Raw genomic sequence first — 19364 nt, forward strand, 5'->3', positions numbered from 1 at the left:
GTCCCCTTTCCATTATTCAACCTTCTGCTTTACTTTTGCTTTTATATCACGGATTAAATTCATTTTATTCTCCCAGCATGCTTCACTTAAATCGACCGGATATTCTTCTGGTTTCATCGTCCGCTTGTACTCTTCCCATAACAGTTTCATATTGCTAATTGTATAATTTTGAATCTCTTCCAACGAAGGACTTTGATAATTGATTTCGCCATCTACCACCACATCTTCAAGTAGATTTACGGCGGTAAAATTCGTAACAAACTTACTAATATAGGTATGCACCGGATGGAACATTTTCAAACGTTCTTCTGCTTGTGGATCCTCACCCTCTAATGCAATATAGTCCCCTTCTGAGTGACGATTCTCATTATTAATGATTCGATAAACCTTTTTGCTTCCTGGTGTTGTTACTTTTTCGGGGTTAGCTGAAATCTTAATTGTATCAATCATTTTTCCATCTTCTTCTATCGCTACTAGTTTATACACACCGCCTAATGCTGCTTGATCATAGGCTGTGATCAACTTCGTACCAATCCCATAAATATCGATTTCGGCTCCCTGAGCCTGCAGGTTCAATATCGTATATTCGTCTAAATCATTGGAAGCTATAATTTTTGCATCAGGAAATCCTGCATCGTCTAACATTTTTCTCGCTTTTTTTGATAAATAGGCCATATCACCACTATCTAAACGAATACCTTGGAAATTTATTTCGTCTCCAAATTCCTTTGCCACACGAATGGCATTCGGGACACCAGATCGTAATGTATCATACGTATCAACCAGAAAGACACAGTTTTTATGTGTGCTAGCATATTTTTTAAAGGCGGTATAATCATCTCGATAAGCCTGCACCATCGCATGCGCATGAGTTCCAGCGATCGGTATTCCAAAAAGTTTCCCGGCTCGAACGTTACTTGTGGCAGAAAACCCACCGATATACGCAGCCCTTGTTCCCCAAATCGCTGCGTCCATCTCATGGGCACGTCTCGTTCCAAATTCCATCACGGTACTATCGCCAACCACATATTTAATACGGGCAGCCTTTGTAGCTATTAATGTTTGGTAATTCACAATGTTAAGTAAAGGCGTTTCAATTAATTGGGCCTCTGCAAGTGGTGCTTCAATCCGCATCAATGGCTCATTGGCAAAAACAACTTCTCCTTCTTTCATCGAACTAATCGTTCCTGAAAATTTCAGATTTCGTAAATAATCGAGAAAATCATCTTCATACCCACCAATTTCTTTTAAATAGGTTAGATCACTTTCAGTAAAACCAAAATTCTCAATAAAATCTAATACACGATCTAATCCGGCAAAAACAGCATAGCCGTTATCAAAAGGAAGCTTGCGAAAATATAATTCGAATACCGCCTTTTTGTTTGCTGTCCCGTCACGCCAATAGGTTTCCGCCATATTAACTTGATATAGGTCGGTGTGTAACATCAAGCTATCGTCTTCATACGTCATCGTTGTTCTCCTCCAAATTCTGTTACTATTGCTCCCAAAGTATGTTCAATCATTCACTCTTATATGCAAAATGGTGTATAACGTGAAGTTTTCAATTTAATGGGCACATTTTTCCTCTATCCATAGTTTAATCTTTAAAACCTCTCCTGTAAAAGAGAATACTCAAATATAACCCTATCATATACATATCATATTCTTTTTACCGATCTACACTATCGCACAAAAAAACTCTATAACAATACCTAATTAACAGTTAATTATAACAAAATGATGAACAATTGTCAGAAAAATTTAACAATAATGATCTATTTGATATGATAAAGGAAATGATATATAGGAGGATTTGGATGACAAAAAAAGTGGTACTTGCGGGCGGGACAGGATTTATCGGCAATTATTTTCAACAAAAATTCGAAGCACTCGGTTATGAAGTTATCGTGATCGCAAGAAGGGCTCCGGCGATTACTTGGAATGATCATGAAAGAATGGTACATGCATTAGAAAATGCTGAAATGGTAATTAATTTAGTAGGGAAATCTGTCAATTGCCGCTATCACGAACAAAATAAACAAGAAATAGTTCAATCTCGAACAGGGACAACGAAGTTATTAGGAGATGCTGTTGCAGCTTGTGAAAACCCACCAAAACTTTGGGTAAATGCCAGTACAGCAACCATTTATCGCCATGCTGAGGATCGTCCGATGACAGAGGCAGATGGCGAGATCGGAAAAGGCTTCTCTGTTGATGTCGCAACTAAATGGGAAAATACTTTTTTTCAATGTACTGTACCAAAGACCCGCCAAGTGGCATTACGTATCGCGATTGTACTTGGACCTGATGGTGGGGTCATCACACCGTATAAAAACCTAGTGAAATTTGGACTGGGTGGAGTTCAAGGTAATGGAAAGCAAATGTTTAGCTGGATCCATGTCGAAGATCTATTTAAAATAATTTTATTTATAAACGATAATAAAGACATGGAAGGAGTATTTAATTGCTCCTCCCCTAACCCAATTCCAAATCATCATTTGATGAAGGCCTTACGCGAGCAGTTAAACCGGCCCCTTGGTTTACCCGCACCTGCTCCATTATTAGAATTAGGTGCGATTTTCTTACGAACAGAAACCGAGTTAATTTTAAAAAGCAGATGGGTAATTCCTAAAAGATTATTAGATGCAGGCTATTCCTTCCGTTTCCCAACAATAGAACAAACACTTGAAGATATATTATAAAGCGAGACTTCCATCAGTGGGGGTTTTACAGGCGATTAGCACCGTGATAAAGACCATTTGTTAAATTATCAGCACTGCTAGTATTTTTTTCGATCATAATCCGCTATACTAGTAATAGTCATTAAGTAGTTATTATATAAAAGGTAGGAATCGTGCATGTCGGATCAAAATGAAAATATTACAAGAATAGATCTAGATGGGAAAGAATACATATTGATTGGAACTGCTCACGTTTCTAAACAAAGTGCAGAGCAAGTTAAACAAGTAATCGAGCAGGAGCAGCCTGATTCAGTATGTGTGGAATTGGATAAACAACGTTATGAATCAATAGCCAAAGGTGATAGTTGGCGAGATATGGATATATTCCAAGTAATCAAAGAGAAAAAGGCAACTTTATTACTGATGAATTTGGCTATATCCTCTTTCCAAAAGCGAATGGCAAAACAATTCGGTATTAAGCCCGGCCAAGAGATGATTCAAGGAATTGAATCTGCCAATGAAATAGGTGCAAAGTTAGTGCTAGCAGATCGTAATATCCAAATCACGTTTGCACGCATATGGCGAAGTATTGGTTTAAAAGGGAAAATGCTGTTACTGACGCAAGTGTTAGGTGGTGTTTTTTCTAGAGAATCTATCTCAGAAGAAGAATTGGAAAAAATGAAAACACAAGACTCGATTGACAGTGTATTGAACGAATTTTCGGAAGCATTTCCAAGGCTAAAAAAACCATTGATTGATGAACGTGATCAATATTTGGCACAGAAAATTAAAAAGGCACCAGGTAAGAAAATCGTAGCAGTTTTAGGTGCTGCTCATGTTCCAGGGATAACAAAGGAAATTCAAAAAGACCACGACCTTAAAAAATTGACTAACCTACCACCAAAATCGAAAGTACCAAAGATTATTGGCTGGTCCATTCCCTTAATTATTGTTGCGTTAATCGCATTTACGTTCTGGTCTAATCCTGTAGCTGGCTGGCAGCAAGTAATCAGCTGGCTAGTGTGGAATGGCGGCTTCTCCGCTTTGGGTGTGGTATTAGCATTAGGTCATCCTTTAACAATTTTAACTGCATTAATAGCAGCACCGATCACATCGCTAAATCCATTAATAGCTGCAGGTTGGTTTGCCGGATTTGTTCAAGCTCTAGTTAAAAAACCTCATGTGTCCGACTTTGAGTCTTTATCAGATGATGTTCATACGGTAAAAGGCTTTTGGCACAATAAAGTTACTAGAATACTGCTGATTGTTGTCTTCGCCAACCTTGGCAGTACACTGGGCACAATTATTGCAGGTACGGATATTGTTCGATTATTTATCAACAATTTATAGGACAAAAGGACTTTTCTCTATGAAAAGTCCAATTTTTTTCGTTAAAACTAGAACAAGTGTTCGATTTTGTGGTATACTATAGACAACCCTCTCCACAGAAAGGGGGTGTGGAATATATGGAAGTGGCGCTAACAATTATTGCATTAGCTGTTAGTATCGTGGTTGCTTGTGTAAATTTAACAACTGCGATAATGAATTTTAAAAGGCATAAGAAAAAGGATCACCGCTCTGCCAAGCGACGATCCGATTAAAAGCCACACGAGTGTGAGGATTATTCCTCGCACTCACTCCATATTCTACTTTTATTATACAAGAAATATGTATAGTATGTAAACGAATTTTGATTGAAGTTTTCCTTTCTTTTAAAATCCACTCACATATATGCCACTTTTTTAACGTTTTTCCGAAAGAAGTCTCCCTTTTCAAGCGTGTGAAGGGAGTAGCCCAACGGTAAGTTGGAGATGAAATTCGGTGGGTGTAAGCCCAAACGCTTTTTCTTTTGGCTTTTTCATTGTTAAAAGCCTAAGGATTGATATAACAATGAAATTAGATAGTAATAACCATTCAAGCCATTCACTCTAACAATCTGAACGATTTGAGAAATACTCTAAAAAAATATGACGAATCACCTTTAAACGACTCAAAACTATGCCCATCGATACAACTAACATCCGATATGTGGAAAGATGTTCAAGATTATGCAAAAAACATGGAAAGGTCTTGTGAAACAAGAGAGGAAATAACGGAAGTGGTAGAATGTATGTTAGGATGCGCTTCCAATTATTCATAATTTAAAAAGGTATTTTAAAGAAAATATATAATAAAAAGGATAGTAATCTGTTCATTAGTTTATTTATTCTTTTTTAGTATTTCTTCACATTTTATTGGAAATAACTGTATAGTATAGAATAGTTTCACTTTTTTCAATGAAAGGAAGTATCTCATGCATATAAAATTATTTTTAGTTGCAATTCTTTGTTCCATGGCTTTATTAACCGCTTGTACAGAAGAAAAGACTACTCAAACGGAGGAACCAGCTCCAGAATCAGACGAAACCCCTAAAGAACAATCTGATTCAACAGAAGAAGATACAACGGAAACAACTACAGAAGAAAATACAGAGAAAGAAACAGACAAAACAGAGAAACCAAAAGATGAATCAGACGCAGAGAAAGAAACACCTACGGCAGAAAAGGAAAGTAACGATTCAACAGAGGAAGATACACCAACAACTACCCCTGAAGACAAACCAAAATCTCCAAAAGAACTAGCAGACTTCTATTATGAAAAATTAGAGCTCGGCATGCCTAAAAAAGAAGCGACAACTTTACTTGGAAATACGTACGAAGAAGGGTTTGAAGATTTATCCGGAGACCCTACGATAAATTATTCCCTCGGATTTAATCAGGAAATTTTACCCCCAGATTCTTCAAACAAGAGCGATTTTTTGAAACTATATGAAGGTACATCTATGTTGCACATTTCTTTAGCCATCGATGAGGATAAAGTATCTAGTATTCATGTAAGCTATTTCAATGAATCAGACAATAAATTTGTTTTTTTGATGGAATTTTATGACTACGAAAATGGTGGCGATGGCAATCCTTATCAGAAAACAGAAAGAGTAAAAGCCGAACACGTATTGCAATAATTAGGAATGTAACTATCAAACCGGTAATGGATAACATGTCCATCCGGTTTTTTTTAACAAAAAAGATAGGTTGTAAGTGATGGGTAATTCACTTTTTCGAAGTTTGTCATATATGCAACAAACCAGTAACAAAATGTCATAATTTTCGTATTCCAAAAACTTGTCAAGAGCACATTTCGATTATTTTTTTCTATTATTGCTAATTTTTTCTTTTTCCTTTCTTCATGATAGGGCATGACTAAAAGATTCAAATTCTTTTTAAATTAATTAGTAAAATAATCCATAATTATTACAAAAATAGCATGCTATGATAAATGCGTACAAACAAAAGGACAAGGAGTGGATTACTTTATGATAAAGAAACTATCAATGACGCTTTTATTAATTGGAGCGTTAGTAATGACAACAGGTTTTTCATCTAATACAACATTATCTGCCCAAAACCATGCACAAAGTAATAGCTTTCAATTATCAACAGAAAAAATCTCTGAATCTACTATTCAAGAGCTACTTAATAAATGGTTTGGAGATATATCCGTTGAAGTAGAAAAACAGAAAGAAGCAAACGAAAAAGAAGCGGAACAGCCAGAAAAAGAACAAACAACACCTAAACCGCAACCTGAAGAAACTCAAACCGATAAAAAATCGGAACAACCAGAAGGAAATAATAATGAAGAACCAGTAGAAGTTCCGGTTGAACAGAAAGAAGCACAACCAGAGGAGCCTTCTAATACAGATAATGCACAAGAAAATACAGAAGAGCAAACAAAGGAACAAACTGAAGAGTCTAATCAAACCTCTGATATAAGTCAATTCGAAGAACAAGTTGTTGCTTTAACAAACCAGGAACGTCAAAAACACGGATTGCCAGCATTAGAAATCGATGCTGAGTTAAGCAAAGTTGCTAGACAAAAATCAGAGGATATGGCTGCAAATGGTTACTTTAGTCATAACAGCCCGACATACGGGTCTCCTTTTGACATGATCCAACAAGCAGGAATCAGTTACCGTACTGCAGGTGAAAATATTGCTAAGGGTCAGCGATCACCAGAAGAAGTAGTAAATGCCTGGATGAATAGCGAAGGCCACAGAGCAAATATTCTGAATGAAAACTTTACACATATTGGTGTTGGATATGTAGAACAAGGAAATCATTGGACACAACAATTTATAGGAAAATAAACTTATAACACCTAGAGTTTTCATCTCTAGGTGTTTTTTTATCTTCTTTAAGCTTTTCTTCTAAAAAACATACATAACATATAGAAGCCGACACCGAACATGATCAACCTATAGAATCTTGTTATATAATATAGTTATATTGTATAAATGTTTTTACTTCCTTAACAAATAAAATCTCCCGAGAATAACTCAGGAGATCGATTACGATTGTAGGATATATTCCATGATCTCATGGAGTTCTAACCGTTTTACATGGGTTATCTCAATATGTTGTTGTTTCAACTCTTCTTCTATTTCTAACAGTTGATTGGTTACGATTTGAACTGGACTATCTTCTATTTGCCACACTCTTACATCATCATTTAAATGATCAGGCAAATGAGATAGCCATAGTCTTGCCCAACGATGTTGTACCTCATCCTTTTCAAACATATCTTTGATTTGGCCATCGTCTAACAAGCAGATATAATCACATAATTGCTTAACTTCCTCCTGTTGATGAGTAGCCATTACAATTGTATTTTGGTCATCCTCCATAAACTGCGATAAATCCTCTCGCATTCGTTGTTGGGATATTAAATCTACATTAGCTGTCGGTTCATCTAATAATAAAAGTTTGGGATGATGAGCCATTGCTAAAACAAATTCTACTTTTTTCTTCGTACCCATTGAACAATGAGCAAGTTTCTCTTTCCGATTAATGTCATATCTAGTAATCAACTTCTCATAGTATGCATGATCCCAGTTGGTATGCCAATGTCTAACAAGTTCAGCAAGCCCATCAACAGTTAGTTGCTTAAAAGCCTCGTACAGCGCACCACCTGCATACCCTATACGTTCTTTAACTTTAACTTCATGCTCATTGATATCTATACCAAATAATTTGATGTTGCCATTGTTAGGTTTTCTTAAATTCATAAGCATTTGCAATAGTGTGCTTTTTCCTGATCCATTCGATCCTAACAATGCTACAACCGTACCTGTCTCTATTGCAAGATCGAGATGACCAAGTTTAAAATTCTTATATTGCTTTACGAGTGATTGAATCTCTATGACTTGGCTCATTCAAGATTCTCTCCTTTCTTTAGATCATCAAACGCTTTATCACTTATCTCTTTTAACTGTTTGAGTGAATAACCCATCAATTTGCTTTCTTCTATCGCTTTTTTGAAATTTGAATAGACAACCTCTTCTTTGATTTGTATCTGGGTATTCAACTCTAATGCCTTTACAAAGGTTCCTTTTCCCTGAACCGTTTCTATAAAGCCTTTATTTTCAAGGTTTTGATAAGCTCTTCTTGTTGTAATGACACTACAAGATAGATCATGCGATAAAGCCCGAATGGAAGGCAGTGCTGTACCTGCTTGCAGCTGACCACTAACAATTAGTGTTTTGATTTGCAGTTCAATTTGATAATAAATGGGTTCTTTACTATCATCTGATACTACGATAGGTAGCTTCATTCATTCTCACCTTCCATCTACAGATAATCTCTCTCAAGGAGTCGCTTTTTTAATAATTTCGTCATTGTAATAAGTCCCAATATACCACAAATGACCGAAGCTATCACAGGAATAACCGGGGATTTCGAAATAAGCAAAATAGTTGATTCCACAATACCGACTTCCCAGATCCGATAGACAAGAAAGAGAACAATGAGCAAACATAATGTTATTACAAACAGAAAAATATATAACACTTTTCCATTTGTACCAGATTCAATATACGTATTTACACTACCTAATGTTAACGCATAACCGATCCAAAATAACATGAAGGATAGAAAATCGGTATATCCTATAAAATTAAAAAATGCATCTGGTAAACTTAGAAAAATGGTTAAATAAAAAGCAGCCGACAATAACAAAAATATAGATAGCATAAATAGGATTCGACTAACTGTCAGTACATTAGTTGATATCGGCAATGAACGATAGACCGCTAACCTTTTACCAAATGGATCATCTTTAATAGTACGGAAACTTAAATAAGGTCCCCACATAAACAATGCTGAAAATGAAGGTGTGATACCCAAAAAAATAACATCTATTATGAAGCTGTCTATATATAAAACTTCTTCATCAAATATGATACGATTCGAATATAAAGTTGGATCATCAAATATATTCAATACAAAGGAATATAGGGTTGGGACGGCTAAACCACCTATAAAAATCGTTACGAGTAAGGTCACTATAATACCAGGAAACTGCATCTTAAGTTCTCTTTTCGTTAGCCACCAAGATTCTTTCCACATATCATTTTCTTCCTTTCATTATTTTTTGGTGAAGAATTGTTCGATAAATGGATTTTCCACTTCAAAAATCTCAAATCCTAATGCTGCCAGTATAGTCAATAGCAAACTCCAGCCAACGATACTTATCGTCATCCAAAGTGTTACCTTTCTCTTAGTACCACCAAAAATTAAACTTAAGAATGCGACTAGATGACTACCGATGAAGAATGGACCGATGATGGTTAACCCTGGCAGTCCATACTTTTTCCAAATACGTTGAGCTCTTTCTTGCCTTTTCTCTGCTTTTCCTAATTCCTCTTTCTTTTTCTTTCTCCACTGTTTCATTTTTTCTATAAATAAAATGACAAAGTAAACTGTCAAAAGATTTCCTAGCACCGCTAATAAAAAGGTCGGAGCAGGGGATAAACCTGCCACTACTGCTATTGGTGTAAGGTAAATAGCTTCGACAAATGGTATTGCTGCCAGTAAAAAGACAAGAAGATAAGCCCAAATTAATTCCATGAATTCCATTTTTTCACCTCAAATCGTTAAAGTGTTTATATCTATATATACAGTATAACATTTGTTGTTTTCAGTCAAGAACAAATTTTTATCTTTGAAATGAATGAATTGCCACAGTTATCTTCCTCCAAAAAATATAAAGCTTAATTCTCAAACCAATTAGGGTATTACATATTTACAGGTTAAATTGATTATATTATGTTGATTCAGGATAAGCTGATAAACAAAGAAGTAAGTACTGATGAAAGGAGCTCTCCTATGGATAGTGCAAAGTCCTATTCAAGTAACGAAGCTAACAATTTGAGGCGCAATTTATTCTCTGGCATATTCTTTGGACTTGGTCTTGTTGCTTTTCTTGATGAAATGCTCTTTCACCAGCTGTTACATTGGCATCATTTTTATGATAATTCCTCTACAAAAATTGGATTAATATCTGACGGGTTATTCCACGCTTTTAGTTGGTTTGCGACCATTGCTGGTTTATTTTTGTTTGCAGACCTCCGCCGTCGTAACGAATTGATGGTTACTAAATGGTGGGGTGGTGTTTTACTAGGTTGCGGGGCATTCCAATTATACGACGGGATTATTCAACACAAAATAATGCGCATACACCAAATCAGGTATGTGGACAATGTGATGGTCTATGATGTGATATGGAATATTATTGCACTTCTGATGACTATAATCGGGATTATTTTGGTTAGAAAAAGAGGAAATAAACATGCATGAACAAGTCCATCATGAATCGATCGGCTTGATTCCACAACTCATTCTACTCTTCCCTTTTCTAATTGGATTTATTATTTACTTTCTGGCAATCGTAATATCTCACCAGAAACAAAGGACATGGCCTGTCTATCGGACTTTATTTTGGGTTACTGGTAGTACCTTCGCAATGATAGCAGTTGCTGGACCATTAGCAGAACGTGCGCATTTAGATTTCACCATCCATATGTTGGTTCACTTATTGCTCGGAATGCTGGCTCCTTTGCTTATGGTGCTGGCAGCGCCAATAACGCTTATTGTTCGAGCGTTACCTGTCCAACATGCAAAGCTTCTGACTAAATGGCTAAGAAGTAGATTTGTTCACATCATTTCCGATTCTATCGTTGCTTCGATTCTCAATATTGGTGGACTATGGCTTTTATATACAACCGATTTATTCACAGCCATGCATGAAAACATGATACTTTATGTAGTCATTCATCTTCATGTGTTCTTAGCTGGCTATCTATTCACCATATCGATTATTTATATCGAACCGACAGCACATCGAAAGAGCTATCTATATCGTTCTATAATAATGGTGCTAGCTTTAGCTGGCCATGGTATTCTTGCTAAATATATGTACGCAAATCCGCCAATAGGTGTTCCTTCCTACCAAGCAGAAATTGGAAGTATGTTAATGTATTACGGAGGAGATCTTGTTGATTTGATTATCATTTTTATACTTTGCTCGCAATGGTATAAAGAAACCCGAACTTGCGTAGCTTTGAAAACGGAAGCTAAGAAAGTATTCCTAGATTGACATGATCCCAGTCAATCACCCATCTTTAGTCATAATCAGCAGACGTAATCGAATGAAAAGAAACTTGTGAGACTTTTTCACGAATTTTTGTTTTTTAACCATCAGAAAGCTACAACTAGTGTAGTGGGCATTGCTTTTTAAAGAGGCTTAAATTTTGTCTTCGGAAAGGGCTGTATTTTGCCGAAGCAATTATCTTCCACTTATTTTTGGAAGGATGATAGAAAGCTAAACCAATGAAAAGTTACTGCGCAGTTTAAGTATTTTGTGTATCTTTTATTCTTTCTAAAAAAGCTGACCTAGGACACTTTACACCCTCCGGTCAGCTTTTTTCTCCTATTCTCTTTGAAAGACTATGCCATTTCTTCTTGTACTTTTTCTTCTTTTTCCACTTGTTTGTCTTCTTTCCATAGTTGACCGATCTCTTCCAGTGTTTTGTTCTTAGTTTCTGGAACGATTGTCATAACGAAGATGAAACAGATAACGTTGATAACAGCGAACATCCAGAAAGTGAACGAGCTGCCCATGTTGTTGATGAGTACCGGCGTGAATTGACCAATTGCCCAGTTAGCTCCCCATAAGAAGATTGTCGCGATTCCTACTGCTTTTGCACGTAAGTGGTTCGGGAAAATTTCCGGAATCATAATCCAAGGAATAGGTCCCATTGATACACAGAAGGAAGCTGTGAACCCTGCGATTAAAATAATCAATAATACACCTGCATTTGCTGGTTCAAAAAAGAATACACTTCCGATTAAGAGCATAAAAAGTGCCATTAAACTGGAGCCAATTGCCATCAATTTCTTTCTACCTAGTTTATCAATTAAAAAGATCGCTAAAATTGTAAAGACAACTTGTACACTACCAATAATACTTGTCGCTAGAAATTCGGTGTTGTTCTCAAAACCTACACTTCGGAAAATATCCGGACCATAGTAGGTTACTGCGTTCATACCGATGACTTGGTTAAATAGTGCAAGGAAAATCCCCACACCCATTGCCATTCTTAAGCCGGGTTTTACTAGCTCTTTTACGGAGCTACTTTGTTCCACTTCGATAGAAGCTTTAATTTCTTTTGCTTCTTTATGTGCAATTTCTTCACCATTAATTCGTTTCAAAATATGAAGTGCTTCTTTGTCTTTACCTTTTTGTATGAGAAATCTTGGACTCTCTGGAATAAAGAATAAGAGGAACAAGAAAATAATTCCCGGTATTGTTCCATAACCTAACATCCAGCGCCAGCCAAGCTCTAGTCCCCATTCATGGGTACCACTATTTGCTACAAAATAATTAATGTAAAAAGTAGCACAAATACCGAAGATCGTGAATAACTGATATAGCGAGCCTAAACGTCCTCGAATTGCTGGTGGAGCACACTCACTGATATAGGTAACAGATAAAGCGGATGCAAAACCGATCCCAAGACCGCCTAAAATTCGTGCTAGTACTAATGTTGTTACATCAATCGCAAAAGCTGAACCTAATGCTGAAATGATGAAAAAGATAGCAGATACCATCAATAACTTCTTACGACCCCATCGATCACTTAAAAATCCGGATAACGCAACTCCTGTGACACCACCAATCATGACACAAGAGATAACCCAGCCTTCCATTGCCGGACTTAAATCATATAATTCCTGCAAATATCCGATTGCACCTGAAATAACAGCGGTATCAAAACCGTATAAAAGACCAGCCATTCCGGCAGATGCTGCAATTAAAATTACATACCAAAGCGAATGTTTCTTTTCCATGATAAATCCCCCATTATGATAAATTTGATATCGTTTTCTTTTTAGCTAAGTCATAACCTTTTTTTGATCCGCTTTCATTCTGTTACAAAGGTTTATAACTTTAAGATATATTAAACTTATCATGTATACACTTTCATGGGAGTATCATTATCTTCACTTTTTTGTCATTTGCTAGATTATTTTGTTATAGGGGGTGGAATTTAGGCTGATGGTAAATCCATTTCTCTTCATACCAATAAAGTAAATATCCATAGAAAGTTCGGAATCTGTTTTATACAAGTAGAAGCTGACAACTAAGCCAGCTTCTCCAGTAATTAATCTTCATTTAAATGATTATCATATGCTTCTTGATTAATTTCAACATATCTATCCACACCGAGAGATTCTAAACCTGCCACATAATCATCCCAGTCATTTTCTAAACTTAACTCTCCTGTAATAAATTGAACAGCCCTCTGCTCAACATTATCCAGAATTAGATTATATGTATACTATAGATGGGAAAATTCGTGCTCACCTTGGAGTTGAGGGTGAGGATTGCATTGCTCCTGAAGAAGGCGATGTGGCAATTAATGAAGAAATAGAACTAAATGTTGAATTTCTACATTCTGAAGTCAGCTTAATAGCTTTAACTGGCTTTATTAGTGATGGCAAAAGTAGCACCACTTAGTGGAAGTTCATCTTGCTTGCCATTTCCATTAGGATCCTGTTTCTTAAAGGCAGTCAACACTTCTCTAAATTCCTCATGTGTTGTAGGTGTCTCTAATCCCAACTTATCTAGCCAATCCGTTTTTAACCATAATTTATTGGACCAAGTACAATGAAAACATTCTTCTAACTCAGAAACACCATAAATATTTCCATCCATCTCCTCCGTAAGCTCACCATAAAAAAGTTAAACAATTCAGTTCATCGGAGTTATTATATAAGTCTTTGCTTTCTGCGTAGCAAACTTATAGAAAGAGTAATCCACTTCAATCCATTCTAATTTAGTATTCCTATTCTGTTCTGTTACCTTCCATTCTTTTGATAAAACACAGTTATTACCTTCCATAGAAGTTATTTCTACAACTGTTACTTTTCTGTCTTTCCATTGAATAGCTACCTCAAAACCACCTCTAGCCCGTAAGCCTGCTACAGAACCTGTTGACCACTCTTCTGGCAAGGCTGGTATGAAGGTCAACACCCCTTCATGCGATTGTAGTAACATTTCGGCAATCCCCGCTGTCACACCGAAATTTCCATCAATTTGAAACGGAGGATGTGCATCAAACAAATTGGTATAAACACCTCCCCTATGATAATTTTCTGAATCATTTTCTTTTACTATTTGTAATAGATTATCAATTAATTGAAAAGCCTGCTTCCCATCCTTAAATCGCGCCCAGAGACCAACTTTCCAACCAAGGCTCCATCCAGTCCCCCCATTTCCACGTCTTTCTAAGGATTTTCTAGCTGCTTGGTAATATTTACTTTCTATACTCTCGGTTAACTGCCTTCCAGGATATACACCAAATAAATGTGAGACATGACGATGATGGCGGTCTTCATCATCGAAATCCTGAAACCATTCCTGTAGCTGATTATCTTTGCCAATTTGCATGGGAAAGAGATCTTCCTTTACTTTACCTAACCGATTAGAAAATTTTTCATCTATATTTAAAATCTGGGCAGCTTCCATGCAATTTGTAAATAGATCCCATATTAATGCCATATCCATTGTTGTTGCTTGACTTACCGCATATACTTTTCCCTCTACTAAAAATTTATGTTCTGGCGATGTCGACGGAGAGGTCACATAGTACCCATCTTCATTCTTTTCAAGCCAGTCCAAACAAAATAAAGCTGCTTCTTTCATAATTGGATATGCTTTCTGCTCCAAATATTCCTTATTCTGAATGAAGCTGAAATGCTCCCATAAATGCTGACAGAGCCATACACCACCCATTGGCCACATCGCCCAGACCGGATCGCCTTTTCCAAAATCTCCGACTGGGTTTGTTGAGCACCATATATCAGAATTATGATGCGCTACCCAACCGCTAACACCATAATTAATCTTTGCTGTTTCTTTACCATTTTGCGCCAAATTTTCTATATACTTTAACAATGGTTCATGGCATTCTGTTAAATTCGTTGTCTCAACTGGCCAATAATTCATCTCTGCATTAATATTTAACGTATAATTACTGCTCCAAGGAGGTCTTGTTTCATCATTCCAAATGCCTTGCAAATTGGCTGGCTGACTACCTTTTCTTGAGCTTGCGATCATTAGGTAGCGACCATATTGAAAAAGCAATTCTACTAATCCTAGATCTGAAGCTCCATCTTCGATAATTCGCTGATCAGTCGGTTTGGATTGATTAACAGCTGATCCTTCTATTTTAAACTTTACCCTGTCAAATAATGCTTTATAATCCTCGAGATGCTTTTGAAGCAATGGATCATAGCTATGATCCATTGCTTTCTTTACAATTAATTCTGTTTGCTGGTTCAGCTTTGATACATCGTTGTGCGGCATTTGATTATAACCTTGGAAACTTGTTGCTGCAGCAAAATAAAACGTAGCAGATGTTCCCTTTAAAAGGTGGATTCCTTCCTGATTTAGTTCTAAGGTTCCTTCATCATACTCTATTCCAAGCCTACCTTGAAAACGGATAGCTTTAGTCTCCTTACTGTCTCCATATTCAATTGGATAATCGATTGTATGATAATTAGGTGCTACATATTCTGGAGCGTAGCCATTTATGATGAATTGCTCACCAGAACAAGTCGTTTTGTATCTTAGCTGACTAGAAAAGGATGCTTGAAGATTTAAACTGCCTTCTTTACTTGCTTGCAAACGCACTACCATAACCTGATCTGGATAGGAAATAAACGTCTCCCGTGAATACTCCACACTTTCTACCTTATAAGTGACAGTGCTCACACCTGTCCTCAGATCCAAGTTACGATGAAAATCTTTTGCAACACCACCATGTTCAAAATGAAAATACAAATCAGCAAAGGGCATATAGGATTGAGTATAGGACCCCATCATTTGTTTGGCTAACCGATCTGCCTCTTCAAAGTTATTTTCAGCGACACACTTCCTTATACTAGGCAATAATACCTTGGCTGTTGGATTATTCCCATCTCGTGGAAAACCCGACCATAAAGTATCCTCATTTAATTGTAAGCGCTCAGTTTCGATTCCACCAAAAACCATCGCACCAAGACTTCCATTTCCTAAAGGAAGTGCTTCTGTCCAACAGGAAGCTGGTTTATCATAATGGAGTTGCATGTTTTTTTCTTCTTCTCTATTCATTCCACTCGTTCCTTTCATTTTGGCATGAAAGTCTATTAATTGTTTTTAATCTATTAATAATGGAAGTTTAGCTATCGTCAGCTAAACTTCCTCTTCCCTTTACCTTTGAGATTAGCCCCTAACACGTTGGAAGTTGGAGACTGCTTCCAAAAAGACATAAAAATTATTTTGATAAGCCTTCTATTGTAAAACGATACGAATAATTTTGATTTGCAGCTAATCGATATTCAGTATGGGCGTGTTGTCCCCAGCTATCATCTCCACCAACTCCGGTTTGCCATCCATTAACCCTAACAGATACTTTATCGGAAACAGGTAACTTATAGTGGTGACTTGCTTCTTCCAACTCAAAAGGTGTATATGGTATTGCATTTATTTCCACAGTTGGATCCCCTGTTATTTTGATACCATTCCCATACTGGTCTTCAATTTTCATCCAGCGAACATCACATTTATTACCACTTTCTTGAGGGTTTAAATAGGGCTGAAGTTGTTCTGATACTTTTCCTTTATGTTTAGTGACTTTTCCACTTTTTTTGTCGATCCCAATACGTTTCATGCGGTCCTTTGCCAAACCATTCCATCTTATCAAATGAATTCGGTAACTCAAATCTCATACCAATTTCAGGAATATCTGGGGACTCCTTTCCTGGTTGTAGAAGATGTTCTATTTCAACTTTATTTGATCCATGAATAATGTAACGAATAGTTGCGATAGAAGGTGTTGTTGTAGCCAGTTGATAATGTGCTTCTACTAACACATAACTTACATCGATTGCTACAAATAGATCTATTAATGATCTATTTAAACTAGCCTTACGCCACTCATTACTTGTTCTATCAAAGTGTGCACCTATATCATTATCAGTCATTGCCCTCCAATAATTTGGTAGCATCGGACTTTTCATTAGTTCTTTGCCATTTACAATATAAGACGTAAGACTACCTATGGTTCATTTTTATAGACTACTTGTAAATTAATCACTTGTTCTTTTGATGAATCAAAGGAGCTTGTATGATAAGGCAATGTGATTAATTGTTCTGATTCAGGTTCAACATCTAACAGTTGAAAACCAGATTCTAGTATTTCTCCCTCTTCTTCAACAGTCCAAACTAACTTAAAATCTTTTAGTGACTGAAATAAAAACTTGTTAATGATTTTTACCTCGCCTTTAACAAAATTTACTTCTTCAAAATCGATATTTCGATAACAAGTTTTCACTTCTATCAATTTCGGGGAAATAGTACCATCTGCAAAAATAATACCATCACCAGAAAATTTTCCATCATTTGGTGAGTCACCAAAATCCCCGCCATAAGCTAAAAATTCGATACCATCTTCTGTCTGATGACGTAATGCTTGATCCTTCCAATCCCAAATAAATCCACCTTGTAAACACGGATATTGATCAAATAGTTTTGTGTATTTATATAGGTTATCTGTTGAATTACCAATAGAATGAGCATATTCACACAATATGTAAGGTTCCTTATCACCTAATTGTTTTGCATAAAGCTCCAACTGCTGAGGACTAAGATACATCTCTGTTTTAAGATCAGAAGCATCCTTAGTGGGAGGGTAATGGAAGCCTCCCTCATAATGAACTAATCGAGTCGGATCTTCCTTTTTAAGTAATCATACATCTTCAAGAAATTATCTCCACCAAACGATTCGTTTCCTAACGACCACATGATTATAGAAGGGTGATTCTTATCACGTTGAAACATTGATTGGCAACGATCTAGAACATTTTCCGTCCATTCTGGTTTACTACCAGGTATTGTATTTTCTAATGTTTTTTGACCATAACGCCATGTTCCGTGTGTTTCAAGATTTGTTTCATCAATAACATATAAACCATATTGATCGCATAAATCATACCATTTAGGATGATTAGGATAATGCGAAGTACGGACCGCATTTATATTATATTGTTTCATTAGAACTATATCATTGACCATATCTTGTTCTGTTACTGCACGACCTCGATCAGGAGAAAACTCATGACGATTTACACCCTTAAATACAATTCGCTTACCATTAATATGCATAATATCATTAATTTTTTCAAATTGACGAAAACCTATTTTAGTAGCAAATACTTCAATTATTTGATCATTATCACCGAATAATGTGAATATCACTGTATACAAATATGGATCTTCTGAACTCCATTGCCGTGGTTGTGATATATTAGAGTCGATTGTGACAGTAGAAATCTCCGTTTGATTCATATCTAAATTAATGGTTTGTTTTGTTACTGTGTGGTTATCTGCTGCTTTTAATTCGATTTCAAGTTTACTAGTTGTTAAAGATTGTTGAAAATAATTGAGTACTTGTGCCTCTACTTGCAGTGTTGAATCTTGATAGTTATCATCAAACGTTGTACGTATACGGTGGTCATAAAGGTGAAGATCAGCTAATGCATATAGATAGACGTCTCTAAAAATTCCACTCATCCTCCAAAAATCCTGATCTTACAGCCAACTAGCATCAGCCCACCGATAGACTTCCACCGCTATTTTATTTTCTCCATTTTTTAAATAAGGAGTAAGGTTAAATTCTGCCGGTGTAAATGTATCCTCACTATATCCAACTAATTCGCCATTTAGCCATACATAAAATGCTGCTTCCACTCCTGTAAAATGCAAAAAATAACTGGCGCTTCATTCCAGCTTTCGGGAAGTTCAAAAAATTTTACATATTGTCCAACAGGGTTATAATTTGTGGGTGCAAATGGATGATCTATGTCGTCATGTTCGATCCATGGATATCTTTCATTTACATATTGTGGATAATCATAACCTTCTAATTGCCAATGAGCGGGTACATTAATTTGTTTCCATTGAGAGACATTAAAATCATCCAAATAAAAATCCTTTATTCGTTGATCCGGATTCTTTGAGAAATGAAATTTCCATTTCCCATTTAGATCTTTAACAAATGGTGATTTATCTTTTTGAAAACTCAAAGCTTGCTCATGATTTTGATATGGAATCGCTAAAGCGTGTTGGGGCATGCGATTCAGCTTAAATATTTCTGGATTGTTATTCCATTCAGGATAACCGTTTACTGGTGGTTTATATTTTAGCTTTTTTTTGTTAAACATAATCGAAATACCTCCCTTTATGCTATTTTAGATCTTTATGAAT

At 36.2% G+C, this 19364-nt stretch carries 19 protein-coding genes and 2 pseudogenes; 7 read left to right on the forward strand and 14 right to left on the reverse strand.

What is annotated here, in order from left to right; all coding sequences use genetic code 11:
- Positions 1-12 precede the first annotated feature (12 nt).
- A complete protein-coding gene (locus ACTWP4_RS09195; protein WP_443128470.1) occupies positions 13-1470 on the reverse strand; it encodes a nicotinate phosphoribosyltransferase in 1458 nt (485 codons plus the stop codon).
- 347 nt (positions 1471-1817) lie between these two features.
- Here ACTWP4_RS09195 and ACTWP4_RS09200 point away from each other — a divergent pair, with 347 nt between their 5' ends.
- The 5 genes from ACTWP4_RS09200 to ACTWP4_RS09220 all read left to right on the forward strand — a co-directional run bounded on the left by ACTWP4_RS09200 (position 1818) and on the right by ACTWP4_RS09220 (position 6864).
- The gene (locus ACTWP4_RS09200) at positions 1818-2702 is read left to right on the forward strand and encodes a TIGR01777 family oxidoreductase (RefSeq protein ID WP_443128471.1); all 885 of its coding nucleotides are present in this window, start codon (positions 1818-1820) and stop codon (positions 2700-2702) included.
- Positions 2703-2858: 156 nt separating this feature from the next.
- Complete coding sequence (locus tag ACTWP4_RS09205) at positions 2859-4031, forward strand: TraB/GumN family protein (protein WP_443128472.1); 1173 nt, start codon at positions 2859-2861, stop codon at positions 4029-4031.
- A gap of 116 nt (positions 4032-4147) precedes the next feature.
- Positions 4148-4282 (forward strand): hypothetical protein, encoded by a 135-nt coding sequence (locus ACTWP4_RS09210; protein WP_443128473.1) that lies wholly within the window; start codon positions 4148-4150, stop codon positions 4280-4282.
- Between the two features lie 692 nt (positions 4283-4974).
- Positions 4975-5682, forward strand: coding sequence for a hypothetical protein (locus ACTWP4_RS09215; protein WP_443128474.1), 708 nt, complete (start codon positions 4975-4977; stop codon positions 5680-5682).
- Between the two features lie 351 nt (positions 5683-6033).
- Positions 6034-6864: a CAP domain-containing protein gene (locus ACTWP4_RS09220; RefSeq protein ID WP_443128475.1), complete on the forward strand. Its 831-nt coding sequence runs from the start codon at positions 6034-6036 to the stop codon at positions 6862-6864.
- Positions 6865-7065: 201 nt separating this feature from the next.
- Here the strand turns inward: ACTWP4_RS09220 and ACTWP4_RS09225 are convergent, their stop codons facing one another.
- Genes ACTWP4_RS09225 through ACTWP4_RS09240 form a run of 4 tightly spaced genes read right to left on the reverse strand, consistent with a single transcriptional unit; the run spans position 7066 to position 9631 of the window.
- Positions 7066-7929: an ABC transporter ATP-binding protein gene (locus tag ACTWP4_RS09225; RefSeq protein ID WP_443128476.1), complete on the reverse strand. Its 864-nt coding sequence runs from the start codon at positions 7927-7929 to the stop codon at positions 7066-7068.
- Positions 7926-8327 (reverse strand): GntR family transcriptional regulator, encoded by a 402-nt coding sequence (locus ACTWP4_RS09230; RefSeq protein WP_443128477.1) that lies wholly within the window; start codon positions 8325-8327, stop codon positions 7926-7928. Before ACTWP4_RS09230 ends, ACTWP4_RS09225 begins: the two co-directional genes overlap by 4 nt.
- Before the next feature lie 17 nt (positions 8328-8344).
- Complete coding sequence (locus ACTWP4_RS09235) at positions 8345-9121, reverse strand: hypothetical protein (RefSeq protein ID WP_443128478.1); 777 nt, start codon at positions 9119-9121, stop codon at positions 8345-8347.
- A gap of 18 nt (positions 9122-9139) precedes the next feature.
- Positions 9140-9631 (reverse strand): small multi-drug export protein, encoded by a 492-nt coding sequence (locus tag ACTWP4_RS09240; protein WP_443128479.1) that lies wholly within the window; start codon positions 9629-9631, stop codon positions 9140-9142.
- Positions 9632-9880: 249 nt separating this feature from the next.
- Here ACTWP4_RS09240 and ACTWP4_RS09245 point away from each other — a divergent pair, with 249 nt between their 5' ends.
- The gene (locus tag ACTWP4_RS09245; RefSeq protein WP_443128480.1) at positions 9881-10351 is read left to right on the forward strand and encodes a DUF2243 domain-containing protein; all 471 of its coding nucleotides are present in this window, start codon (positions 9881-9883) and stop codon (positions 10349-10351) included.
- Complete coding sequence (locus ACTWP4_RS09250; RefSeq protein WP_443128481.1) at positions 10344-11150, forward strand: cytochrome c oxidase assembly protein; 807 nt, start codon at positions 10344-10346, stop codon at positions 11148-11150. The genes ACTWP4_RS09245 and ACTWP4_RS09250 overlap by 8 nt, the downstream gene beginning before the upstream one ends.
- A gap of 350 nt (positions 11151-11500) precedes the next feature.
- Here ACTWP4_RS09250 and ACTWP4_RS09255 read toward each other — a convergent pair whose 3' ends face one another.
- The 9 genes and pseudogenes from ACTWP4_RS09255 to ACTWP4_RS09295 all read right to left on the reverse strand — a co-directional run bounded on the left by ACTWP4_RS09255 (position 11501) and on the right by ACTWP4_RS09295 (position 19321).
- A complete protein-coding gene (locus ACTWP4_RS09255; RefSeq protein WP_443128482.1) occupies positions 11501-12904 on the reverse strand; it encodes a sugar porter family MFS transporter in 1404 nt (467 codons plus the stop codon).
- 658 nt (positions 12905-13562) lie between these two features.
- Positions 13563-13772: pseudogene (locus ACTWP4_RS09260) on the reverse strand (ABC transporter substrate-binding protein); the annotation flags it as partial.
- 36 nt (positions 13773-13808) lie between these two features.
- Entirely contained in the window at positions 13809-16211 is a 2403-nt protein-coding gene (locus tag ACTWP4_RS09265; RefSeq protein WP_443128483.1) for a glycoside hydrolase family 95 protein, read from the reverse strand.
- Positions 16212-16374: 163 nt separating this feature from the next.
- Positions 16375-16785: a hypothetical protein gene (locus tag ACTWP4_RS09270; RefSeq protein WP_443128484.1), complete on the reverse strand. Its 411-nt coding sequence runs from the start codon at positions 16783-16785 to the stop codon at positions 16375-16377.
- Positions 16727-17119 carry a hypothetical protein gene (locus ACTWP4_RS09275; protein WP_443128485.1) on the reverse strand — a complete coding sequence of 131 codons (393 nt, stop codon included), beginning with the start codon at positions 17117-17119 and terminating at the stop codon, positions 16727-16729. The genes ACTWP4_RS09270 and ACTWP4_RS09275 overlap by 59 nt, the downstream gene beginning before the upstream one ends.
- A 38-nt stretch (positions 17120-17157) precedes the next feature.
- On the reverse strand, positions 17158-17433 hold the full coding sequence (locus tag ACTWP4_RS09280) for a DUF4981 domain-containing protein (protein ID WP_443128610.1): 276 nt from the start codon (positions 17431-17433) through the stop codon (positions 17158-17160).
- A 33-nt stretch (positions 17434-17466) separates the two neighbouring features.
- Positions 17467-18671, reverse strand: a pseudogene (locus tag ACTWP4_RS09285) (glycoside hydrolase family 2 TIM barrel-domain containing protein); the annotation flags it as partial.
- Between the two features lie 18 nt (positions 18672-18689).
- A complete protein-coding gene (locus ACTWP4_RS09290; RefSeq protein WP_443128486.1) occupies positions 18690-18848 on the reverse strand; it encodes a sugar-binding domain-containing protein in 159 nt (52 codons plus the stop codon).
- Positions 18821-19321, reverse strand: a complete 501-nt coding sequence (locus tag ACTWP4_RS09295; protein ID WP_443128487.1) for a sugar-binding domain-containing protein — start codon at positions 19319-19321, stop codon at positions 18821-18823. Before ACTWP4_RS09295 ends, ACTWP4_RS09290 begins: the two co-directional genes overlap by 28 nt.
- Positions 19322-19364 lie beyond the last annotated feature (43 nt).

The sequence above is a fragment of the Gracilibacillus sp. D59 genome, assembly GCF_052246695.1.
Taxonomy (GTDB): Bacteria; Bacillota; Bacilli; order Bacillales; family Amphibacillaceae; genus Gracilibacillus.

What these genes read in the sequence shown, in the direction of transcription:
- ACTWP4_RS09230 (WP_443128477.1), bottom strand. Translation starts at nt 8,327, where the DNA reads ATGAAGCTACCTATCGTAGTATCAGATGATAGTAAAGAACCCATTTAT.
- ACTWP4_RS09195 (WP_443128470.1), bottom strand. Translation starts at nt 1,470, where the DNA reads ATGACGTATGAAGACGATAGCTTGATGTTACACACCGACCTATATCAA.
- ACTWP4_RS09220 (WP_443128475.1), top strand. Translation starts at nt 6,034, where the DNA reads ATGATAAAGAAACTATCAATGACGCTTTTATTAATTGGAGCGTTAGTA.
- ACTWP4_RS09255 (WP_443128482.1), bottom strand. Translation starts at nt 12,904, where the DNA reads ATGGAAAAGAAACATTCGCTTTGGTATGTAATTTTAATTGCAGCATCT.
- ACTWP4_RS09210 (WP_443128473.1), top strand. Translation starts at nt 4,148, where the DNA reads ATGGAAGTGGCGCTAACAATTATTGCATTAGCTGTTAGTATCGTGGTT.
- ACTWP4_RS09265 (WP_443128483.1), bottom strand. Translation starts at nt 16,211, where the DNA reads ATGAATAGAGAAGAAGAAAAAAACATGCAACTCCATTATGATAAACCA.
- ACTWP4_RS09245 (WP_443128480.1), top strand. Translation starts at nt 9,881, where the DNA reads ATGGATAGTGCAAAGTCCTATTCAAGTAACGAAGCTAACAATTTGAGG.
- ACTWP4_RS09205 (WP_443128472.1), top strand. Translation starts at nt 2,859, where the DNA reads ATGTCGGATCAAAATGAAAATATTACAAGAATAGATCTAGATGGGAAA.
- ACTWP4_RS09225 (WP_443128476.1), bottom strand. Translation starts at nt 7,929, where the DNA reads ATGAGCCAAGTCATAGAGATTCAATCACTCGTAAAGCAATATAAGAAT.
- ACTWP4_RS09275 (WP_443128485.1), bottom strand. Translation starts at nt 17,119, where the DNA reads ATGAAAAGTCCGATGCTACCAAATTATTGGAGGGCAATGACTGATAAT.
- ACTWP4_RS09295 (WP_443128487.1), bottom strand. Translation starts at nt 19,321, where the DNA reads ATGTTTAACAAAAAAAAGCTAAAATATAAACCACCAGTAAACGGTTAT.
- ACTWP4_RS09250 (WP_443128481.1), top strand. Translation starts at nt 10,344, where the DNA reads ATGCATGAACAAGTCCATCATGAATCGATCGGCTTGATTCCACAACTC.
- ACTWP4_RS09240 (WP_443128479.1), bottom strand. Translation starts at nt 9,631, where the DNA reads ATGGAATTCATGGAATTAATTTGGGCTTATCTTCTTGTCTTTTTACTG.
- ACTWP4_RS09200 (WP_443128471.1), top strand. Translation starts at nt 1,818, where the DNA reads ATGACAAAAAAAGTGGTACTTGCGGGCGGGACAGGATTTATCGGCAAT.
- ACTWP4_RS09235 (WP_443128478.1), bottom strand. Translation starts at nt 9,121, where the DNA reads ATGTGGAAAGAATCTTGGTGGCTAACGAAAAGAGAACTTAAGATGCAG.
- ACTWP4_RS09215 (WP_443128474.1), top strand. Translation starts at nt 4,975, where the DNA reads ATGCATATAAAATTATTTTTAGTTGCAATTCTTTGTTCCATGGCTTTA.